Below are 18251 nucleotides of genomic sequence, written 5' to 3'. Positions count from 1 at the left end.
AAAAGTCGCTTGCGTGTGACTTTTTTATGAGTAACCACAACGTTTCTATTTTGGGTTAATATGTAAAGCAATCCATTTTTCCTACTTTACTTCGCGATCTTCAATAAAGGACATATGTCCTCATTATTAGGTTTTTGCATCTAAATATTGATAAAAACACGTAATCTTGTAGTTAAATGTTGCAAAAAAGTTTCCATTTATGTTCATATTTATGCAGTAAAATTATTACACAATGGTATAATCTTAATCGTTCGTTCAGCCTTGTTACTCCGTTTTGTACTCTCGGTGATGAGGTCCGCGCGCCATATAGCAAGTCGCGAAAAATTGTACGAGCCCGCAATGAATACATTGCGCAACACAAAAAACCGTTGAACAAGAGTGCATACTAAAGGTTAATACCCGACATGAAATCATTAAAGAAATCTGCAATAGCGACAATTATTAACGCTGCACTACTATCTGCTGCTGGCACATCTATTTCAGCATTCGCCGCTGAAGAAGAAACGGCTAAAAAAAGCAATCAACTAGAAGTTATTCAAGTTACCGCCCGTAAACGCGTAGAAAATGCACAAGAAGTACCTGTAGCTGTATCTGCATTACAAGGTGATAACCTTGATGCATATAGCTCTGCAGGTATGGATATTCGCTTTTTAAATGCGAAAATTCCAAGTTTATCTATTGAGTCTTCATTTGGTCGTTCATTCCCACGCTTTTACGTTCGTGGTTTAGGTAATACCGATTTCGATTTGAATGCATCACAGCCAGTATCACTTGTTGTTGATGAAGTAGTTCAAGAAAATGCAATTTTAAAAGGTTTCCCAGTATTTGATGTTGAACGCGTAGAAGTATTACGTGGTCCTCAAGGAACGCTATTTGGCCGTAACACGCCAGCTGGCCTTGTTAAGTTTGATACTGTTAAACCAAGTCAAGAATTTGATGGTTATGGCTCTGTTTCATACGGTAGCCGTGGTGCTGTAGATACAAGTGGTGCTGTAGGTGGTGCTTTAACTGACCGTTTATCTGCTCGTGTTTCATTATTATGGCAAGACAAAGACGATTACATTGATAACCAAGCTCCAGGCTTTGAAGCTAAAGATGAGCAAGGTGGTTACACTGAAAAAGCGGCACGCGTTCAGTTTTTATATGAAGGCGATGATTTTACTGCTTTATTAAACTATCACACACGTGACTTAGATGGCTCACCAATTGCCTTTCGTGCAAATGTAATTAAAGCGGGTACTAATGAGCTAGTAGATAACTACGAAAATGATGTTGTTTATCAAGATGCGGCATCTCGCTCTACTCAACAAGTAGAATCGGAAGGTGCAAGCTTAAAGCTTGAGTGGGAACTTAAAAACCACACAATCACTTCAATTTCTGCATGGGAAAGCGCTGAAATATATTCTCGCGCTGACATCGATGGTGGTTACGGCGGTTTTGACGCTGCACCAGAAAGCGGCCCTGAAATTATTTTCTTTTCTTCAGAAAGTGCTGATGGCATTCCAGAACACGACCAATTAACGCAAGAGCTACGTTTATCGAGTAACTTTGATGGTGATTTAAATTATCAAGTAGGTGTATTTTACTTTGATGAAGAGCTAACTATTGAAAACTTTAGTTATGACACTGAGAAAGGCGGTGTTTTAAATGGTTATGTTCGCCAGCAACAAGATACAACAGCTTGGGCTGTATTTGGTTCTGTAGATTATACTTTTTCAGATGATTTAAAAGTAACTGCAGGCCTTCGCTACTCTGACGATGATAAAGATTTTGTAGCAGACCGTACAATTAGCCCGATCGGCGGTGGTGCTTTACTTGTAGAACGTGATGTTAGTGACAACCATGTTAGCTGGGATTTATCTGCAAACTACAAAGTAAACGATGATGTTAACTGGTACGGCCGTGTAGCAAATAGCTTCCGCGCACCTAGTTTACAAGGTCGTATTTTATTTGGTGATGACGTAACAACAGCTGAATCAGAAACGGTAACATCGTACGAGACAGGTATTAAATCAGACGTGCTAGACGGCCAAGGTCGTGTAAATGCAACTGTGTTTTATTATACGATGGACGACCAACAGCTTACTGCTGTAGGCGGTGGTGCTAACTTTAACCGTTTAGTTAATGCTGATAAAACAACTGGCTATGGTTTTGAGTTAGATACGCAGTGGGTATTAAGCGATGAGTTTAATGCAACGTTTAACTTAAGCTACAATAAAACAGAAATTAAAGATAACGATTTAGCTGTGGCTGTTTGTGCACAATGTACGGTAACAGACCCGACTTTCCAAGTAGCAGGTGCGTTTGGTCCTGAAGATCGTGCAATACTTGATGGTAATAGCTTACCGCATGCTCCTGAGTGGATCTCTAACTTTACGCTTCGCTACACTAAAGAACTTGCCGATGGTAACTTCTTCGCAAGCGGTGATATTTCTTATCGCAGTAAAATCAACATGTTCCTTTACGAATCAGTAGAGTTTGAAGGTAAAGAGCTTATTGAAACAGGTTTGCGTACAGGTTACACATGGTCTGAAGGCGATTACGAATACGAAGTTGCTGCATTTGTTCGTAACTTATTTGACGAGCAACAAGTTATTGGCGCTGTAGATTTCAATAACAATACAGGTATTGTTAACGAAGAGCGTTATGTAGGTGCTGAATTTAAAGTTAACTTCTTCTAGAGATAACCTTAAATTATATTAATTTTTAAAAGCCTGCCTTGTGCAGGCTTTTATGTTTTTATAAAGCTGGTAAAGTAGCGTTAATTAATTTAAAGAGATAAAAAGATGGCTGGATTTTGGAATTACCGTGTAATTTTTTGTGAAGCAACGAAAGACGAAGCAGCGCAATATCAAATACATGAAGTAGAGTATAACCTAAATGGTAAAGTAACTAACTGGTCAGAAACTGGCGCAGCCCCTTTTGGAACAACCTTAGATGAGTTGAAAGATGACTCCGAGCGTTTAAAAACTGCATTTGATAAACCAGTACTTAAAGTTGTACGTAAAACGCGTGGCTACGAGCTTGTTGATGTTGAAACGGGTGAGGAAGCAACGGGTGAGCCGCCAGCAGGCTTAACGCAATAACTGTATTTATATAAAAGGTGCTTAAGGCGCCTTTTTTATTGTTAAAATTTAGCACAAGTTAAATAAGGAATGAGGATGACTTTAAAAGCAATATTATTTGATATGGATGGCACATTAGTTGATTCAGAAAGCATGCACTTTGTATGCTGGAGTAAATTACTTAAACCCTACGGTGTTAGTTATTTAGAAAATGATTTTTGTCAGCGCTTTTCGGGACGGCCCACTTTAGAAGCCGCAATTGAAATTAAGCAAGAGCATAACTTATCGGTAAGTGCACAGTTTTTAGCAGATGAAAAATACCGTTTATTTGGTGAATATGTAGTAACACATTTACCGCCACTGATGCCATTTACAGAGCAAACATTGAAAGCTGTAAAAGCGAGTGGCTTAAAAATGGCGCTAGTAACTGGTAGCGCTAAAAGTGAAGCCATGCCAATACTGAAAGGTTTAGGGTTTTATGAGCTGTTTGACACGGTGGTAACAAAAGATGATGTAACTAATCCTAAACCAGCAGGAGACCCATATTTACTGGCGCTTAAGCAGATAAATATACAAGCTGGCAATGCAATTGCTGTTGAGGATACATTTACCGGCGTTACGGCGGCCAACAACGCCTTATTACGTGTTGTAGCTATTGCTAATAGCCACACTAAAGATCATGATTTTAGCCAAGCTACTTATAAAATGAGTAACTTAGATGAGTTTTGGCAATGGGCGCAATCTCAACTATAGTTTAAGCCAACTTTTACTTGCTTGGATGCGCCAATGTTTACTTTTAAACATCTGCTTTTAATTGTTGCTGTACTTTTTACGCAATGTATAAGTGCAGCACAACCCTCTGTTTTACTGGCTAAAGTATATGACGAAACGAAGCATTATGATGTAAGTAAATATTTAGTCAGTGAAAAATATGATGGTGTGAGAGCTATCTGGACCGGCACGCAGTTTGTTACTCGCAAGGGCAATATTATCAATTCGCCAAGTTGGTTTACAGCCACATTGCCAAATGTATGGCTTGATGGTGAGCTATGGACCAAGCGTAAGCACTTTTCTGTGCTTAGTGGCATAGTAAGAACTAAAAAACCTAATAATCATGATTGGCAAACTATTACTTATAAAGTATTTGATATGCCAGATAAAAACTTGCCTTTTAGCACTCGCTATAAAAACTATAATGAGCTCATTACTAGCCTAAACTCGCCGCATATTAGTGTTGTAGTTCAATATAGCTTTACCAATAATGAGCAGCTTATAGAGTATTTTGAAAACATAACTAAACAGGGCGGTGAGGGCGTAATGCTTCATTTGGCTAGTGCTAAGCACAGCAATGGAAGAAGTAATGCATTACTAAAATTAAAGCCTTATTTAGATGCTGAAGCGATTGTAGTTGCGCATTTACCAGGTAAAGGCAAGTACCAAGGTATGTTAGGGGCATTAAGGGTAAAAACAGCGCAGGGACAGGTATTTTCTATTGGTACTGGGTTTAATGATGCACAGCGCTCCATCCCACCGGAGATTGGTAGTACTGTAACGTACCGATTTCATGGCTTAACAAAAAATGGGTTACCGCGTTTTGCCAGTTTTTTACGGGTCAGAGATAGTTTATAATATTTATAAATTTTACAAAGTGTGCTAAATTGCGCGGCCTTTTTGGTAATGTGTGGTGAAGTATGTTTGTAGGTTTTGATTACGGTAGTTCTAATTGTGCTATGGGTGTAATGAGCGAGGGTAATGTTCAATTAGTACCGCTAGAGCAAGGAAAACATTACTTACCGTCTACACTTTACACTCATCACAGCGCGTTGGTTGTTGATTTTGTTGCTAAGCATTTACATGGCACAGCCCATGAGCATGACTTTTTAACGCAGCGCCAAGCATTATTAAATACCTTACCTCGTATTAAGTCAGACCTTGATTTACAACCTTCAGATGAAACCCTATTTATTGGTCGTGAAGCGATTAGCGAGTACGTGCAGTTTCCTGAAGAAGGCTATTTTGTTAAGTCTCCTAAATCATTTTTTGGTGCAACAGGTTTAAAGCAAGGTCAAATTAACTTTTTTGAAGATATCGCAACCGCGATGATCTTAAAAATTAAGCAACGCGCTGAGCTCTCTTTAGGTAAAACACTTACACAAACAGTAATTGGTCGCCCGGTAAACTTTCAAGCTGTGGGTGGCGAGCAATCAAATCAACAAGCGGTCGGTATTTTAGAGCGTGCTGCTAAACGTGCTGGTTTTAAAGACGTAGAGTTTTTATATGAGCCACTTGCTGCGGGTATCGACTACGAGAGTGATTTAACTCAGGATCAAAAAGTACTCGTTATTGATATTGGTGGTGGTACAAGTGACTGCTCATTTGTACAAATGGGCCCAAGCTTTAGAGGAAATAGCCAGCGCGATAGCGATTTTTTATCTCACAGTGGTAAACGTGTTGGCGGAAACGATTTAGATATTGCTTTGAGCTTTCATGGTTTAATGCCGTTATTGGGTTTAGGTAGTACGTTTAAATCGGGTTTGCCTTTGCCTAATCAAGCGTTTTGGCAAGCGTGTAAAATTAACGATGTAAACTTACAAAGCCAATTTTATAGTGAAAGCCATACCCGAGAGCTAAACGCACAATTACGTGATGTAAGTGCACCTGAGCTTTATAAGCGCTTAATACATTTACAGCAAAACAAGCAAGGCCATCAGTTAGTGCAACAAGGTGAAGCGGCTAAAATAGCACTTTCGTCTGCTAGTGTGTTTGATTGTGATTTAAGCTTTTTAGATAGTGGGCTGAATAAAAATGTATCTGTAGGAGATTTAGCTGTTGCCGTTGAGAGTAGTATTAGCCAAATAGTTACTTTAGCAAAACAAGCAATCAGCGACGCTGCGACCACGCCAGACATTATTTACTTAACTGGCGGTAGTGCACAGTCACCATTGATTAAAGCGGCTTTAAGTGAGCACTTAGGCGATATAAAGATGGTTAACGGGGATCACTTTGGTAGTGTAACCGCTGGCCTGACTAAATGGGCCAGCATGCTTTATAAATAACCTAGATTACAATTGAGGTTTAAAGATCTATTTGTCGGGTAGCGAGGTATTTTTCGTAATCTGGCAATGTACGTTCAAGCTCTACGTCCATAAGCGGTGAGCTTAATAACATATCTGCACTTACCTCATTACACGCCACCGGAATATTCCAAACAGCGGCTAAACGCAGTAGTGCTTTAACATCAGGGTCATGAGGCTGTGATGCTAATGGGTCCCAAAAAAATATTAAAACATGTATCTCATGTTCTGCTATTTTTGCGCCAAGTTGTTGATCGCCGCCCATAGGACCACTTAAAAGCTGAACTACATCAAGCCCCGTAGTTTTTTGAATTAAATGCCCCGTAGTACCTGTGCCATATAAAGTGTGCTTACTTAGTATTTCTTTGTGCTTTTCACACCATAATTTTAGTGCTGCTTTTTTACCATCGTGTGCCACTAAAGCAATATTTTTTTGTGCGGGAAGAGATTGTGTTTTTTGTTCCATGCTAATTCTTTTTATTGATGAACCTAAACTCGGAAGAATAAATCTCTTAACCAAAGTGCAGGTTAGTTAAAATAATAGATTGATAGCAAGGGCAATAAATACAATGCCAGTGATCCTATCAATCCAAAGTTGGCTATTTGGGTTACGTCTAAAAAACTGTGCAATTTTGTCGCCAAAATAAATATACGTGCAGTCAATCGGAAAAGCAAAAAGAGGGTAAAGTAAGCCAAAAAATGCGAGCTGAAAAGTAGCCGATGAAAGCGTTGGATCTACAAATTGTGGAATAAATGCAATAAAGAATAATGCTACTTTAGGGTTTAATACTTCAGTCATCATGGCCTGAAACATGACATTACTTTTTTTACTGGTACTTATATGCGGTTTATCGGTTTGCTTGTCATCAGATGTCGGCTCTGGCTGCTTTAGCGTGCCTTTAATCATCATAAACCCTAAATAGCATAAGTATGCTGCGCCTGCATATTGCACTGCGGCATAGGCACTAGGGGAAGCTTTCAGTACTGTGCTTAGGCCTACAACAGCAAATAGCGTATGAACAACCCCACCTAATGCAAAACCAAAAGCACTTTGCATACCAGCACTTCGACCATTAGCAAATGTTTGCGCCATCAAAAATGCATTTGATGGCCCAGGCGCTACTGCCATTAAAAAACTGGCTAATAAAAATGAGACTAGAAAGTCAGGATTGATCATTGAGTACTTTTAGCCGGGTGTAAAGTATGTGCTTTTTTGCTCATTAAAATAAGCCAAAGCGGAACTAGCAATAATAAGTGAAAAGCAATCAACCACGGTGTGCTTAGCCCTAAATATTGGGTTAAAACAACAAGTATACTCGCGCCACTCATTTGCATAGCACCGAGTAATGCAGAGGCTGTGCCTGCTTGTTTAGGAAAGCTAGACAGAGACATTCCTGCAGCAGAGCCTAAACTTAAAGCAAACCCTAATGCAGCAATTAAGATAGGTAGCATAAGCGCAAATGCTGTTTCTATATGACTCAAGGCTAGCATTAAAATGCCTGAGAAAACCAGTACACTCACACCGACACGCAAAGCACGTTGGCTATTTCGTTTAATGTAGGTAGGTAAAATAAAACTTGCGACAATACTTATTACGGCATTTAACGTAAACCAAAAAGTAAAATCGGCTACGGTGCCGCCTAAATGTGTAATAAGCCAGCCTGGTGCGAGCGTTACATACACTAATATGGCTGACATTGAGACCATACAAATTAGGCTATTAAACAAAAATACCGGTGTTTTAATAATCGGTGTAAAGCGACGTAAATCTAAAATATGCCCCTGATAATGACTATCAGCAGGTCGAGTTTCTCTAAAAAAGAATAGGGTAACAATAAGGCCCAAAATAGCAAACGCGGTTAAAAACATAAAGTTCATACGCCAGCCAAACTGTACGGTAAGCCAAGCCCCTAAAATAGGTGCCATTGCCGGAATAAAGCACACAATCCCGTTAAGGTAGGTAATCATTTGTCCGCTTCGCTCACTGCCATATTTATCACGCACTATCGCAAATGCGACAACAAATGTGGCACACGCTCCAAATCCCTGAAAAGCACGTGCTATTAGTAATATCTCAAAAGAAGGCGAGTAGTATGCGAGTAATGCAGAGCTTGCATATAAACTAATGCCCACTATAGCCACTGGCTTTCGGCCAAATTTATCAGCTAAAGGACCTGCAATTAATTGGCCTAAACCCACTGTTAGCATAAAAATAGCAACGGTTTGCTGTACTTGTTGTTCAGTAACTGCAAATTGTTCTGCAATAGTAGGGAAAGCAGGTAGGTAAATATCGATTGCCATAGGGCAAAATATAACGAGTAACGCTAAGATAAGTAACAAAGTCATATTAGGTTTAGCGGGCTGTGTTTGCATTGAGTCTCCTTTTGTCGAGTATTTTAGGTGGGCACTCATAAAAAAGAAAGGGCTTATGACCCCTGCATAGGTCGTCATTCGTACTTTTTGATTGGATTAAGCGAAAAAGCCAGCATAAATGCACTTTTTAAAACTGGTCTGATGTGTTAATTTTAAAAAAGTAACTGTTGATGGAAAATAATAATGAGTAATAAATCTGCACTTGTACAAACATGGCATAAATTTAAGCGCCTACCTTTTGGGAATTGGCTTTTTACTAAAGCTGTTTGCTTTAAAGCGCCATATTTTGGTTCGATGAAACCTTACGTACTCGATTTGAGAGAGGGCCATTGTAGTGCGGTGGTTAAAAATCGTCGCAGCGTTCATAATCATATTGGAACTATTCATGCTATTGCGCAGTGTAATTTAGCTGAATTGTGTGCAGGTGTAATGGTTGATGCAACAGTGCCAGTTAAAACGCATCGTTGGATCCCAAAAGGGATGACAGTTAGGTATTTGGCTAAAGTAGATACAGATGTACGAGCAGTCGCTGAAATTGATTTACCACACAAGTGGATTGATAAAGAAGATTTAGTAGTACCGGTTAAACTGTATAATACCCGCAATGAGCTTGTTTTCACTGCAGATATTACTATGTACATTACTGAGAAAAATTAATTTACGTAAAGCTGATTTGACTTAGCTTTTATCAGCGGCTTGTTTATTTACAAATGATAAGTCGCTGCCATCTTCTTTTAATAATGCTTTAACTTCTTTTGCGGGTTTTAGTTCTTTCGAAATTAGTTCCGGCTCTTCTTTTTCAAAGCGTTGCTTTAAACTGCCTTCAATTACTGCGCCTGCATCAATACTCAATGTATCGTGAAATACATCGCCATGAACATGAGCGCCACTTTGTACTTTTACTTCACTGGCATTAATTGACCCAATAACTTTACCTTTAACAATAACGCTTTTAGCTTCAACAATACCTTCAACAACTCCCGCTGAGCCAATAACTAAATGCTCCACTTTTATGTCACCATCAATACGGCCATCAAGCTGTACTTCACCTTGGCTAACTAAAGTGCCTGTAAGGCGTACGTCTTCAGAAATAATAGACGGTGTGTGATTCACTCTTTTTAAATTAGAGCTAACTGTTTTTTGTTTTTTTCTACCAAACACGAGAAAGCGCCTTTGTTATTTTTAGAGGATTGACTTGTTTACCATTAAGTAATACTTCGTAGTGTAAATGCGTGCCTGTGCTTCGGCCGGTGCTGCCCATTAGGCCGATCACATCATGTTTAGTGATTGATTGACCTTTCTTTACTTTAATTTTATTTAAGTGTCCAAATCGAGTCACTAAGCCATTTTTATGTTCAAGCTCAATAAAGTTACCATAACCACCATTACGACCGGCACGAAGAACTACTGCGTCTGCTGGGGCGAATATTTCGGTTTTATGCCAACCGGCTAAATCAATTCCTTTATGAAAGGCGTGATTACTATTCATGGGATCTTTTCTAAGGCCAAAATTACTCGAAATATAGTATTTAGCTTTAGCTAAAGGCAGGGTATTTGGTAGCTCAGTTAAAAAGTTTTCTAAATTATTTAATATTAATAACTTATCAACGATGGCTAAAAAGTGGCTCGGAATTTTTGTTTCGTTAAATATATCAAGTGGCCCACCTTGTGCAGTTGTTTGGGCGCTTAATATTAGGTGTTGCTCAAGCGCAGACTCAATTCCTGCGCCTTTAACCATAGCTAAAATGGCTTGGTGACGTTCACTAATTTGGTTATCTAAATAGGTAAAGCTTTGCTCATACTGATTATTTAAGTTGGCCACTCTTGTTGCGAATGTGATTGGAGCGATTAACTGTGCTTGTTTACCTTTTTGATTTTCATCGACTAATGGCTCATGAAATTCATTGCCATTTTCATTAATAGGTACATCAAGTTCTGTATCAAGCTTAATAACGTCTTTGCTAATTGAAGCAGGAAGGGATTCTATCATGCTTTGCAGTAGCGCCTGCTTTTGCTCAAGAATTGCAAGTTGCTCTAACTGCGTTGCTTGAAGGGCTTGTTGCTCACTGACTTTTTGTTGCCACAGCGTTTGCTCGGTTATTTGATTTTGTTTTATGTCAGAGATTTTATTTGTTTGTGTATAAACACGAAAGCTTGAAATACTCAGCCAAGTAAAAGTGACTAAAATAAGCAACGCTACAAGAAGTTGAAACCAAGAGGCTAAAACAACATGCTTAACTTCGCCATTTTGACGAATAAGTAGCTGACGAGCAGGGAAAAATTTATGATAAAAAGACTTTATAAATACTGACATGGCATATAAACACTGGCTATTAACCGAATTAAGATAGCAATTTGAGTTAAAAAAGCTAGAAAAAAATTGTAACTGTTCAAAAATTAATAAAAAAGGGCTGCTTTTAGTAAGCAGCCCTTTTAATAAATTTTTTAATATGCGTATTATTTTGCCGGCAGTACAGTACTCTCTACAGAGCCAAAACCTATACGTGCATAGCCTTCTTTTTCACACCAGCCACGCATAATAACGTTATCGCCATCTTCTAAAAAGCTACGTTGTTCGCCATTACTTAGCGTGATTTTTTCTTTACCGCCACGAGAAAGCTCAAGTAATGAACCTGCTTCTTCGTGCGTTGGACCTGACTGAGTGCCCGAACCTAGCATGTCACCTGGCATAAAGTTACAGCCATTTACTGTGTGATGAGTAACCATTTGTGCCACAGTCCAGTAAGAGTGCTTAAAGCTAGATGTTGATACGCGCGTTGGGTTATGGCCTTCGCTACGCATTTTTTGCGTTTGAATTTTAACATCCATTTGAATATCAAAAGCACCTTGGTCGCGATTCGCTTTTGATTCTAAATAGTCCATAGGCTGTGGATCGTTTTCATCACGTGTCCAGCTTGTTCTGTAAGGCGCTAATGCTTCGGTTGTTACAATCCAAGGCGATACCGTTGAGGCAAAGTTCTTAGCTAAAAATGGACCAAGCGGTTGGTATTCCCACGCTTGCAAGTCACGTGCTGACCAATCGTTAAATACACAAAAGCCAAATACATGGTTTTCAGCATTTTCGATAGCGATTGCATCGCCCAGTGCATTGCCTTTACCTAAGTAAATACCCAGCTCTAGTTCGTAATCAAGGCGTTTACAAGGACCGAATGATGGCACTTCTGCGTCTGGCGCTTTGGTTTGACCTTTAGGGCGATGAAATGTTTGACCCGATACGTCAATAGATGAAGAGCGACCATGATAACCAATAGGTACCCATTTATAGTTAGGTAGTAATGGGTTGTCAGGGCGAAATAAACTACCCACAGCTGTAGCGTGATAAATAGAAGTGTAAAAGTCGGTGTAATCACCGATACGACAAGGCAAAGAATACTCTATATCAGACTGTGCAACCAATGTATCGCTAAGCGCTTGTTGGTGCTCAGAGCCTGCTCTTAGTGCTTTTGAAAGCGCTAAACGAAGAGCTGACCAATACTGCTTCCCTAAACCCATAAATGTATTTAAGGTTGCTTCACTTGCTGCATCAGCGGCTGTTTTAGCGTCACCTGTTAAAACGTTTAATTTACTTAGTTTTGCTAAATCGATTACTTGGTCACCAATTGCAACACCACCACGAAAGGCCTCATCAGACCCTTTACGACGAAATTCTGCAAACGGTAAGTTTTGAATCGGGAAGTCGCAATTATCAACATTAGCTGATTCTACCCAGCTGGTTAAATTAATATCGTGGGTTTCGTTAATTAGGCTCATTACATTTCCTTTGGATTTTACTGTATGGCGACAAGGTATAGTTTATTTAATCATACTTGTACTTGGCGCCATACTTTTTAAATATTAAAACGACAAAAAGCAGCGAAGTTCGCTGCTTTTAATTTACTCAAATATTTTATAAAACGCCGCGACGCTCTTGGTCACGTTCGATTGATTCAAATAATGCTTGGAAGTTACCTTCACCAAAGCCACCATCATCAACGCGTTGGATCATTTCTATAAAGATTGGACCAAATAAGTTTTTAGAGAAAATTTGTAATAAATAACAATTTTCACTTTGGCTATCTACGAGTATCTGATGCTCACGAATTTTTTCTTTATCTTCAGCAACCCAAGGTACACGGTCAAAAATAGTATCGTAGTACTCTGGGATAATATCTAAAGTGGCAATTGTTGATTTATCAAGCTTATCAAGAGAGCTTACTAAGTCATCTGTTAAAAACGCTAAATGTTGAACGCCTGGGCCGTTGTACTCACCAAGGTATTCATCAATTTGGTTGTTATCGTTACCTTTACCTTCGTTTATTGGAATAGAGAAGGTGCCGCATGGCGATTTAAGTGCATACGAAATAAGCGCTGTTTTTTGACCTTTAATGTCAAAGTAGCGTACTTCAGTAAAACCAAATACGTCTTTATAAAAGTTAGCCCATTTTTCCATGGTGCCTTTATAAACGTTATTGGTTAAATGATCGATTCGGATAAAGCCTTTATCTTCTACAACATTTTGCGTTTCTAAGTCTTCAAAATCACTTTCGTAAATAGTGCCTTTGTCGCCAAATTGTTCAATAAAGTAAATTAGGCTGTCGCCAATACCATAGATCGCAGGGTAAGGCATATTTTTATGCGTTGAGTCGGTCGCTGGTTTTGCACCACGTTCTACAGCTGTTTCAAATGCTTTTTGCGCATTCTCAACACGCCAACCCATTGAACAAATAGCAGGGCCATGGCTTTTAGCAAATTCTGCAGAAAAACCTTCACGCTCGTTATTCAGTAAAAAGTGAATATCGTTTTGGTTGTAATAAACAATGTCTTTACCTTTGAATTTTTTAAGCTTAGAGAAGCCAAAATCAGTAAATACTTTATCCATATAATCAGCATCAGGTGTTGCGTACTCGGTAAACTCAATACCGACTAAACCCAAATAGTTATTTACTTCACTCATTATTATTACTCCCGCAATTAAGCACTGCGATTATGTGTTGTTGTCATATTGCAGTAGATAATCAACCAGATTTTTAATTTGGGGAAGAGGGGGGCGCTATTTAGTATGTAGTGCATGTGTAAATTTTATAGGACGGTTATTATAAAGTTACGTGTTTGTAATACAGTTAAGTAAAATGAAGTTATATGGTATAAATTCAAGTGGGAGCATTTGTTTTTAAGTTATTGTATTTAAATACTAAAAAGGAGGTTTAACCTGCGCTAAACCTCCTCTTACAATTAATAAGTAAAAGCCTTTTTGTATGTAATTGTTTACACTTTAAGAGCCGTTACCAAAGAACTTGTTCCGTTGTACTATCCACATGTTAGTTTTAATTGCTGGAGCTGCTTGGTAATGGCGCTCAATGGTTTGATTTAGCACTCGCGTCGGTTGCTCAAAAGACAGCTTTTGTTGTGCGCCGCCCATACTTTTAATTTCATCTCTGGTCATAGCACGTCCTGCATAAAGCAGCGAATTTAAGTACCCTGGTACTGTTTCATAATTGTTATCTGTAAAAAGCAATATAGATTGATTGAGTGCCCAGCGACTATCGATTTCGCCATCCTCTTTTACGCCAGCAAGTTCTCCATCTATATAGACTTCAAACACCCCGTTGGTTGGTGCTGTATAAAATACAAAAGCTATACGATGCCAAGAGTCAGGTTGTGTATTGCCAAAATAGCCGCTATCGCTAGTTGCTTGTCCATAGCCGCCGCTTGGGTCAATAAACATATCGGCATCATCATTAAGATAATCAGTTGTATTGGCTTGCATAATTGCACGGTAAATATCTTTACCTTCTGCGGGCCAGTATAAATCCATAACCAAGGTGTAGTCAGACACCATTCCTTCATTTGCAAAGTCACCATTTGCTGGTGTGTTTAAATCAATAAGTAAGCCTTCTGTTGGAGCGTGGCGAGAAAACGCCATAACACCTGAAGGACCATCACTTAAATCATCAATATTTAATTGAGTAGTGGTGCTATATTGTGTCTCTGCAGTGCCCCAATTTGTTTCATCTGGATCAAAGTAGCTAAGTACCGAAGGTCCAAAATCAGCTGCTAACGGGTTGTTAGTATCGTCAAAATTCCATACAGTTACATTTGCTAAGTTGTTGCATGAATAAAGTTCGGTGTCAGTGTCAAGGTGAAGGCACTGACTTGTTCTAGCACGTGCATATTTATCAAGTAGCCACCAAGCTTCAGCTATCGGTTCTACGTTTGAGAATGTAACACTATTAAAAAATAAATCAGGATTCAAAGCTGCTCCTTTAAATAGTGCAACTTCGTAATTATTAGTGGGTTGTATATCCTCAGGTTTAAGTAAAAACCAATCTGGTTGACTTGCAAACATCGTTGTTAAGTCGCTTCCCGATACTGTTACTTTATAAATAGAGTTAAACCCTGGCGTATTTGATGGCTGTCTTTCTACGTAAAAAGCTTTATGGAAGTCTTCTTGAGTCAGTGTGCCGGGTGTCCAGCGCTTTTGTACTAGTTCAGGATTAAGTAATGCTGCGCTAATTGTGCTTGAATGTTTTGCGGCTAAGGCGGTTATTTCGGCTAGCTGCGCATCAGTTGGATAGTTTTCAGAAATAGCGATTTCAGTTTCTGCATCGGGAGCATAACGCCCCATTATCTCATCTATAGCTAGTTTTGTTGCCTCATCGCGTTCATCAATTGTATCGGTTTCAATCGTTTTGTAATCAACAACTGGGGATGATTTATCAGCTAAATTAAAATTAAGCGTTAAGTCCGTAATACCTTTAGCGTAAAAGTCCGGTTGTAAAACAATAGCGCCGTTATCAAGGGTTGTGTAGCTTTCCCCACCGTGTGTATGGCCGCCAAGTACTAAGTCTATACCGGGTACGTTTGTTGCCATATCAGTATCTTGGCCTACACCTAAGTGGCTCAACATAATCATGTAATCTACATCATCACTGTATTGGTTTACGATGCTTTGTGCGATTTGTTGCCATTGCCAGCTCATTTTAAATTGTTTAATAAAATCAGGGATCGGATCATCTTGAATTGGTTCATCTAGCTCATTCCATGGCACTGAGGTCATGCCAAAGACACCAAGTGTAATACACCCTACTTGTACTTTTGCAAATCCTACGCCTGCAAAATCTTGTAGTTGCTCTGCTTCATAACGAGTATTACTAGCAAGTACAATTGCATTCTCGTCTTGGGAATAACTTAGTAATTTTTCAGGGCCCCAAGCATAATCATGATTTCCAACGACTCGCAGGTCAAACTGCATTGCTTTTATAGCTTCTTCTGTCGCGGTACCTTGTGATAATTGCTCAGCAACGGTGCCTTTTTCATAGTCGTCACCACCGTTTGTAAATAAGGTGTGCGGGGTTTGGCTTGCTACTTGGTTGTAGTAGGCTTTGATCCGGCTGAAATATTGCTCTTCATAGCCAAAGCGAGCATGTAAATCTGCAACGTGAACAAACCTTACCGATTGCTCTGTTGCATTAGCGTCGCAAGTTGGGCCGATATTTGCGAAAGCTTCATTGCGCTGCATTTGTATTGCATATGTGCCCAGTGTTGTTACTTGAGCGCTAACAAACCCATCTAAAACTATTGAATTTGTAACAGTATCCCAATTAGCGCCCGATAGTTTTGCGATAAACAGTTGTCCGCCTAATGCATAGTCATCAGGGATTTTTATTGTAATGGTAATAGGTTTTTCAAGAGTAAGCGTGGAGGGCGTAAGCGCATGTAAATCAGAAATTATATTTTGTTGTATATTCGTCTCATCTAATAATGTTTTCTCGTAGGTAAGCTCTACATCACTAGAAATAGCACTGGAAGGTGCATTAAATATAAAATTGCCTTCGTCTAATGTAGCCTCTAAACCATTAGCGCTTGATAGTGTTAATTTGCTAGGTTCAGGCTCAACAGGATCGTTTGGATTAACCGTCACTTCATCACCGCTACCACAGGCAGTTAGAATAAAGCTAAGAAATATAAATATAATAACACGTGATATCGTTAACGATTGCATCTACGGATGTCCCTGAGTCTATTCAATAACCAATCAGGATATAATATCAGTTAACGGGGGAAGGGCAAAGTTGAATAAAAAATTCCCCCATAGAAGCTATGGAGGAATTGTCTTAGGTTATATTGCTACATTTGAAATAAACAATAATTAAGAGACTTTCTCTTCTAAACCTTGTTTTTCCCATACTTTAGCTTTAAAAGTCATTAGTACTAAAACAACACCAACACCAATGCTAAATAATGCAATTTGTAAGTATAAGTTAGGAATTTCATCAACATTATTCGGATCGAAATTACCAGCAAGTAAACCTGCGATGATGTTACCGATTGAGTAAGTTAATACAAACACACCCATCATTTGGCCAGTGTAACGTTTAGGCGATAACTTACTTACAGCACTTAATGCTACAGGGCTTAAACAAAGCTCACCCACTGTATGTAAAAAGTACGTAGTAACAAGCCAGTAAGGCGCAACTTTTAAGCCTTCAGCTGCGTAATGAGCCGCCATAAACATAACTAAAAAGCCTGATGCCATGATAATTAAGCCAATTGCACATTTAACGCTGTAGCTAGGTGATACTAAGCTTTTAGATAAGTTAATCCAAAGCGCTGCAAAAAATGGCGATAAAGCAATAATAAACAGTGAGTTTAATGATTGAAACCACGTTGTAGGGATTTCAAAAGTACCAATAAGACGGTCAGTATAGTCGCGAGCAAATAAGTTTAATGATGAACCAGCTTGTTCAAAGCCAGACCAAAAACATGCAGATGCAATACATACTAAAAATAGTGCCCACATTCTTTGTTTTTCTGCATCTGTTAAATTACCTGTAAAGTAAATAACTCCAAAATAAACAAAAAAGATAATAGTAAATACAATGGCTGTGTAACCTGCAACTACAGTTGGATTAATAACAATAGCGCCGGTCATTGCAGCCGTAGTAACTGCAGCAGCTGCAATTACAAATGCAGCAATACCGCCCCATGCACGTGAAGTACCTTTAGAGCCTAATGGATTAGCCGGTAAAGCACTGTGCTTTGGTAAGTTATTAAGTGTGAGTTTGTACTGTACTAAACCAATGGCCATACCTACAGCTGCCGCACCAAATGCCCAGTGCCAGCCTACGTTCTCCATAAAGTAACCACATACGTAGTAACCTATTAAAGAACCCATGTTAATACCCATGTAATAAATAGCGTAACCGCCATCACGACGCTCATCAGCATCGCTATATAATTGGCCTACCATTGCACTGATATTTGGTTTTAGTAAACCAGTACCTGTTGCTACAAATATTAAGCCAACGAAGAAAGAATAATCATGTGGAATAGCCAAAATAATATGGCCAATCATAATAATTATGCCGCCATACCAAACTGCTTTTTGACCACCAAACAATCTATCAGCTAGCCAACCACCTGGTAAGCCTAAAAAGTATACTGCGCCTGTGTACAAACCATAGATTGCAGCAGCTGATGCAACAGTAAAGGCAAGGCCTTCTTCTTGTAAGCTTGCTGTCATGAATAATACGAGCATAGCTCGCATACCGTAATAACTCATTCGTTCCCACATTTCAGTGAAGAACAATGTCGAAAGTCCTTTAGGGTGGCCAAACCAACCACTATCTGGAGCTGAACTCATATTTACTTCCTAACTTTAAGAATTGTTGTAATGGCCTTATAATTTTTTGCTTTAGCTATCTTAGTATTTAGTCATACTAAAATGCTCGACCATCAG

At 39.1% G+C, this 18251-nt stretch carries 15 protein-coding genes; 6 read left to right on the top strand and 9 right to left on the bottom strand.

Translation table 11 applies throughout. From position 1 onward, the window contains the following. Window positions 1–404: 404 nt before the first annotated feature. From H5118_RS09655 to yegD, 5 genes are all read left to right on the top strand, one after another. Window positions 405–2681: a TonB-dependent receptor gene (locus tag H5118_RS09655; RefSeq protein WP_182748662.1), complete on the top strand. Its 2277-nt coding sequence runs from the start codon at window positions 405–407 to the stop codon at window positions 2679–2681. A gap of 105 nt (window positions 2682–2786) precedes the next feature. Continuing rightward, the gene (locus H5118_RS09650) at window positions 2787–3086 is read left to right on the top strand and encodes a hypothetical protein (RefSeq protein WP_002958185.1); all 300 of its coding nucleotides are present in this window, start codon (window positions 2787–2789) and stop codon (window positions 3084–3086) included. 75 nt (window positions 3087–3161) lie between these two features. Continuing rightward, a complete protein-coding gene (locus tag H5118_RS09645) occupies window positions 3162–3818 on the top strand; it encodes an HAD family phosphatase (RefSeq protein WP_182748661.1) in 657 nt (218 codons plus the stop codon). 33 nt (window positions 3819–3851) lie between these two features. Further along, window positions 3852–4694, top strand: coding sequence for a DNA ligase (locus tag H5118_RS09640; protein WP_182748660.1), 843 nt, complete (start codon window positions 3852–3854; stop codon window positions 4692–4694). 62 nt (window positions 4695–4756) lie between these two features. Next, window positions 4757–6121, top strand: coding sequence for a molecular chaperone (yegD, locus tag H5118_RS09635; RefSeq protein WP_182748659.1), 1365 nt, complete (start codon window positions 4757–4759; stop codon window positions 6119–6121). A 19-nt stretch (window positions 6122–6140) separates the two neighbouring features. On the opposite strand, the gene H5118_RS09630 is transcribed toward yegD, so the two are convergent. The 3 genes from H5118_RS09630 to H5118_RS09620 all read right to left on the bottom strand — a co-directional run bounded on the left by H5118_RS09630 (window position 6141) and on the right by H5118_RS09620 (window position 8512). After that, the gene (locus H5118_RS09630) at window positions 6141–6605 is read right to left on the bottom strand and encodes a methylglyoxal synthase (protein WP_002958191.1); all 465 of its coding nucleotides are present in this window, start codon (window positions 6603–6605) and stop codon (window positions 6141–6143) included. A 66-nt stretch (window positions 6606–6671) separates the two neighbouring features. Further along, window positions 6672–7316 (bottom strand): LysE family translocator, encoded by a 645-nt coding sequence (locus tag H5118_RS09625; RefSeq protein WP_182748657.1) that lies wholly within the window; start codon window positions 7314–7316, stop codon window positions 6672–6674. Then, on the bottom strand, window positions 7313–8512 hold the full coding sequence (locus H5118_RS09620; RefSeq protein WP_024598245.1) for a multidrug effflux MFS transporter: 1200 nt from the start codon (window positions 8510–8512) through the stop codon (window positions 7313–7315). The genes H5118_RS09625 and H5118_RS09620 overlap by 4 nt, the downstream gene beginning before the upstream one ends. A gap of 183 nt (window positions 8513–8695) precedes the next feature. Between H5118_RS09620 and H5118_RS09615 the strand changes: the two genes are divergently transcribed. Then, window positions 8696–9169 (top strand): hotdog fold domain-containing protein, encoded by a 474-nt coding sequence (locus H5118_RS09615; RefSeq protein WP_024595671.1) that lies wholly within the window; start codon window positions 8696–8698, stop codon window positions 9167–9169. A 21-nt stretch (window positions 9170–9190) separates the two neighbouring features. On the opposite strand, the gene H5118_RS09610 is transcribed toward H5118_RS09615, so the two are convergent. The 6 genes from H5118_RS09610 to H5118_RS09585 form a co-directional block, all read right to left on the bottom strand. Then, window positions 9191–9673 carry a polymer-forming cytoskeletal protein gene (locus H5118_RS09610; protein ID WP_002958196.1) on the bottom strand — a complete coding sequence of 161 codons (483 nt, stop codon included), beginning with the start codon at window positions 9671–9673 and terminating at the stop codon, window positions 9191–9193. Continuing rightward, window positions 9663–10826 carry a M23 family metallopeptidase gene (locus H5118_RS09605; RefSeq protein ID WP_024605844.1) on the bottom strand — a complete coding sequence of 388 codons (1164 nt, stop codon included), beginning with the start codon at window positions 10824–10826 and terminating at the stop codon, window positions 9663–9665. Before H5118_RS09605 ends, H5118_RS09610 begins: the two co-directional genes overlap by 11 nt. Window positions 10827–10969: 143 nt before the next feature. Then, window positions 10970–12283 (bottom strand): fumarylacetoacetase, encoded by a 1314-nt coding sequence (gene fahA, locus H5118_RS09600; protein ID WP_182748655.1) that lies wholly within the window; start codon window positions 12281–12283, stop codon window positions 10970–10972. Window positions 12284–12419: 136 nt separating this feature from the next. Beyond that, on the bottom strand, window positions 12420–13466 hold the full coding sequence (hppD, locus tag H5118_RS09595) for a 4-hydroxyphenylpyruvate dioxygenase (protein ID WP_002958202.1): 1047 nt from the start codon (window positions 13464–13466) through the stop codon (window positions 12420–12422). A 318-nt stretch (window positions 13467–13784) separates the two neighbouring features. Then, a complete protein-coding gene (locus H5118_RS09590) occupies window positions 13785–16514 on the bottom strand; it encodes a metallophosphoesterase (protein WP_182748653.1) in 2730 nt (909 codons plus the stop codon). 147 nt (window positions 16515–16661) lie between these two features. Next, the gene (locus H5118_RS09585; protein WP_024598453.1) at window positions 16662–18155 is read right to left on the bottom strand and encodes a peptide MFS transporter; all 1494 of its coding nucleotides are present in this window, start codon (window positions 18153–18155) and stop codon (window positions 16662–16664) included. Window positions 18156–18251 lie beyond the last annotated feature (96 nt).

It is taken from the genome of Pseudoalteromonas sp. SR41-1 (assembly GCF_014164015.1).
In the GTDB taxonomy this organism is placed as follows: Bacteria; Pseudomonadota; Gammaproteobacteria; order Enterobacterales; family Alteromonadaceae; genus Pseudoalteromonas; species Pseudoalteromonas distincta.
Note: the sequence above shows the minus strand (reverse complement) of the source record. Positions and strands in the feature narration are given on the sequence as shown.

Bases quoted from the DNA above. Each gene is read 5' to 3' on its own strand.
- H5118_RS09630 (WP_002958191.1), bottom strand. From the start codon at position 6,605: ATGGAACAAAAAACACAATCTCTTCCCGCACAAAAAAATATTGCTTTA.
- fahA (WP_182748655.1), bottom strand. From the start codon at position 12,283: ATGAGCCTAATTAACGAAACCCACGATATTAATTTAACCAGCTGGGTA.
- H5118_RS09650 (WP_002958185.1), top strand. From the start codon at position 2,787: ATGGCTGGATTTTGGAATTACCGTGTAATTTTTTGTGAAGCAACGAAA.
- H5118_RS09625 (WP_182748657.1), bottom strand. From the start codon at position 7,316: ATGATCAATCCTGACTTTCTAGTCTCATTTTTATTAGCCAGTTTTTTA.
- hppD (WP_002958202.1), bottom strand. From the start codon at position 13,466: ATGAGTGAAGTAAATAACTATTTGGGTTTAGTCGGTATTGAGTTTACC.
- yegD (WP_182748659.1), top strand. From the start codon at position 4,757: ATGTTTGTAGGTTTTGATTACGGTAGTTCTAATTGTGCTATGGGTGTA.
- H5118_RS09615 (WP_024595671.1), top strand. From the start codon at position 8,696: ATGAGTAATAAATCTGCACTTGTACAAACATGGCATAAATTTAAGCGC.
- H5118_RS09620 (WP_024598245.1), bottom strand. From the start codon at position 8,512: ATGCAAACACAGCCCGCTAAACCTAATATGACTTTGTTACTTATCTTA.
- H5118_RS09640 (WP_182748660.1), top strand. From the start codon at position 3,852: ATGTTTACTTTTAAACATCTGCTTTTAATTGTTGCTGTACTTTTTACG.
- H5118_RS09590 (WP_182748653.1), bottom strand. From the start codon at position 16,514: ATGCAATCGTTAACGATATCACGTGTTATTATATTTATATTTCTTAGC.
- H5118_RS09655 (WP_182748662.1), top strand. From the start codon at position 405: ATGAAATCATTAAAGAAATCTGCAATAGCGACAATTATTAACGCTGCA.
- H5118_RS09645 (WP_182748661.1), top strand. From the start codon at position 3,162: ATGACTTTAAAAGCAATATTATTTGATATGGATGGCACATTAGTTGAT.
- H5118_RS09605 (WP_024605844.1), bottom strand. From the start codon at position 10,826: ATGTCAGTATTTATAAAGTCTTTTTATCATAAATTTTTCCCTGCTCGT.
- H5118_RS09585 (WP_024598453.1), bottom strand. From the start codon at position 18,155: ATGAGTTCAGCTCCAGATAGTGGTTGGTTTGGCCACCCTAAAGGACTT.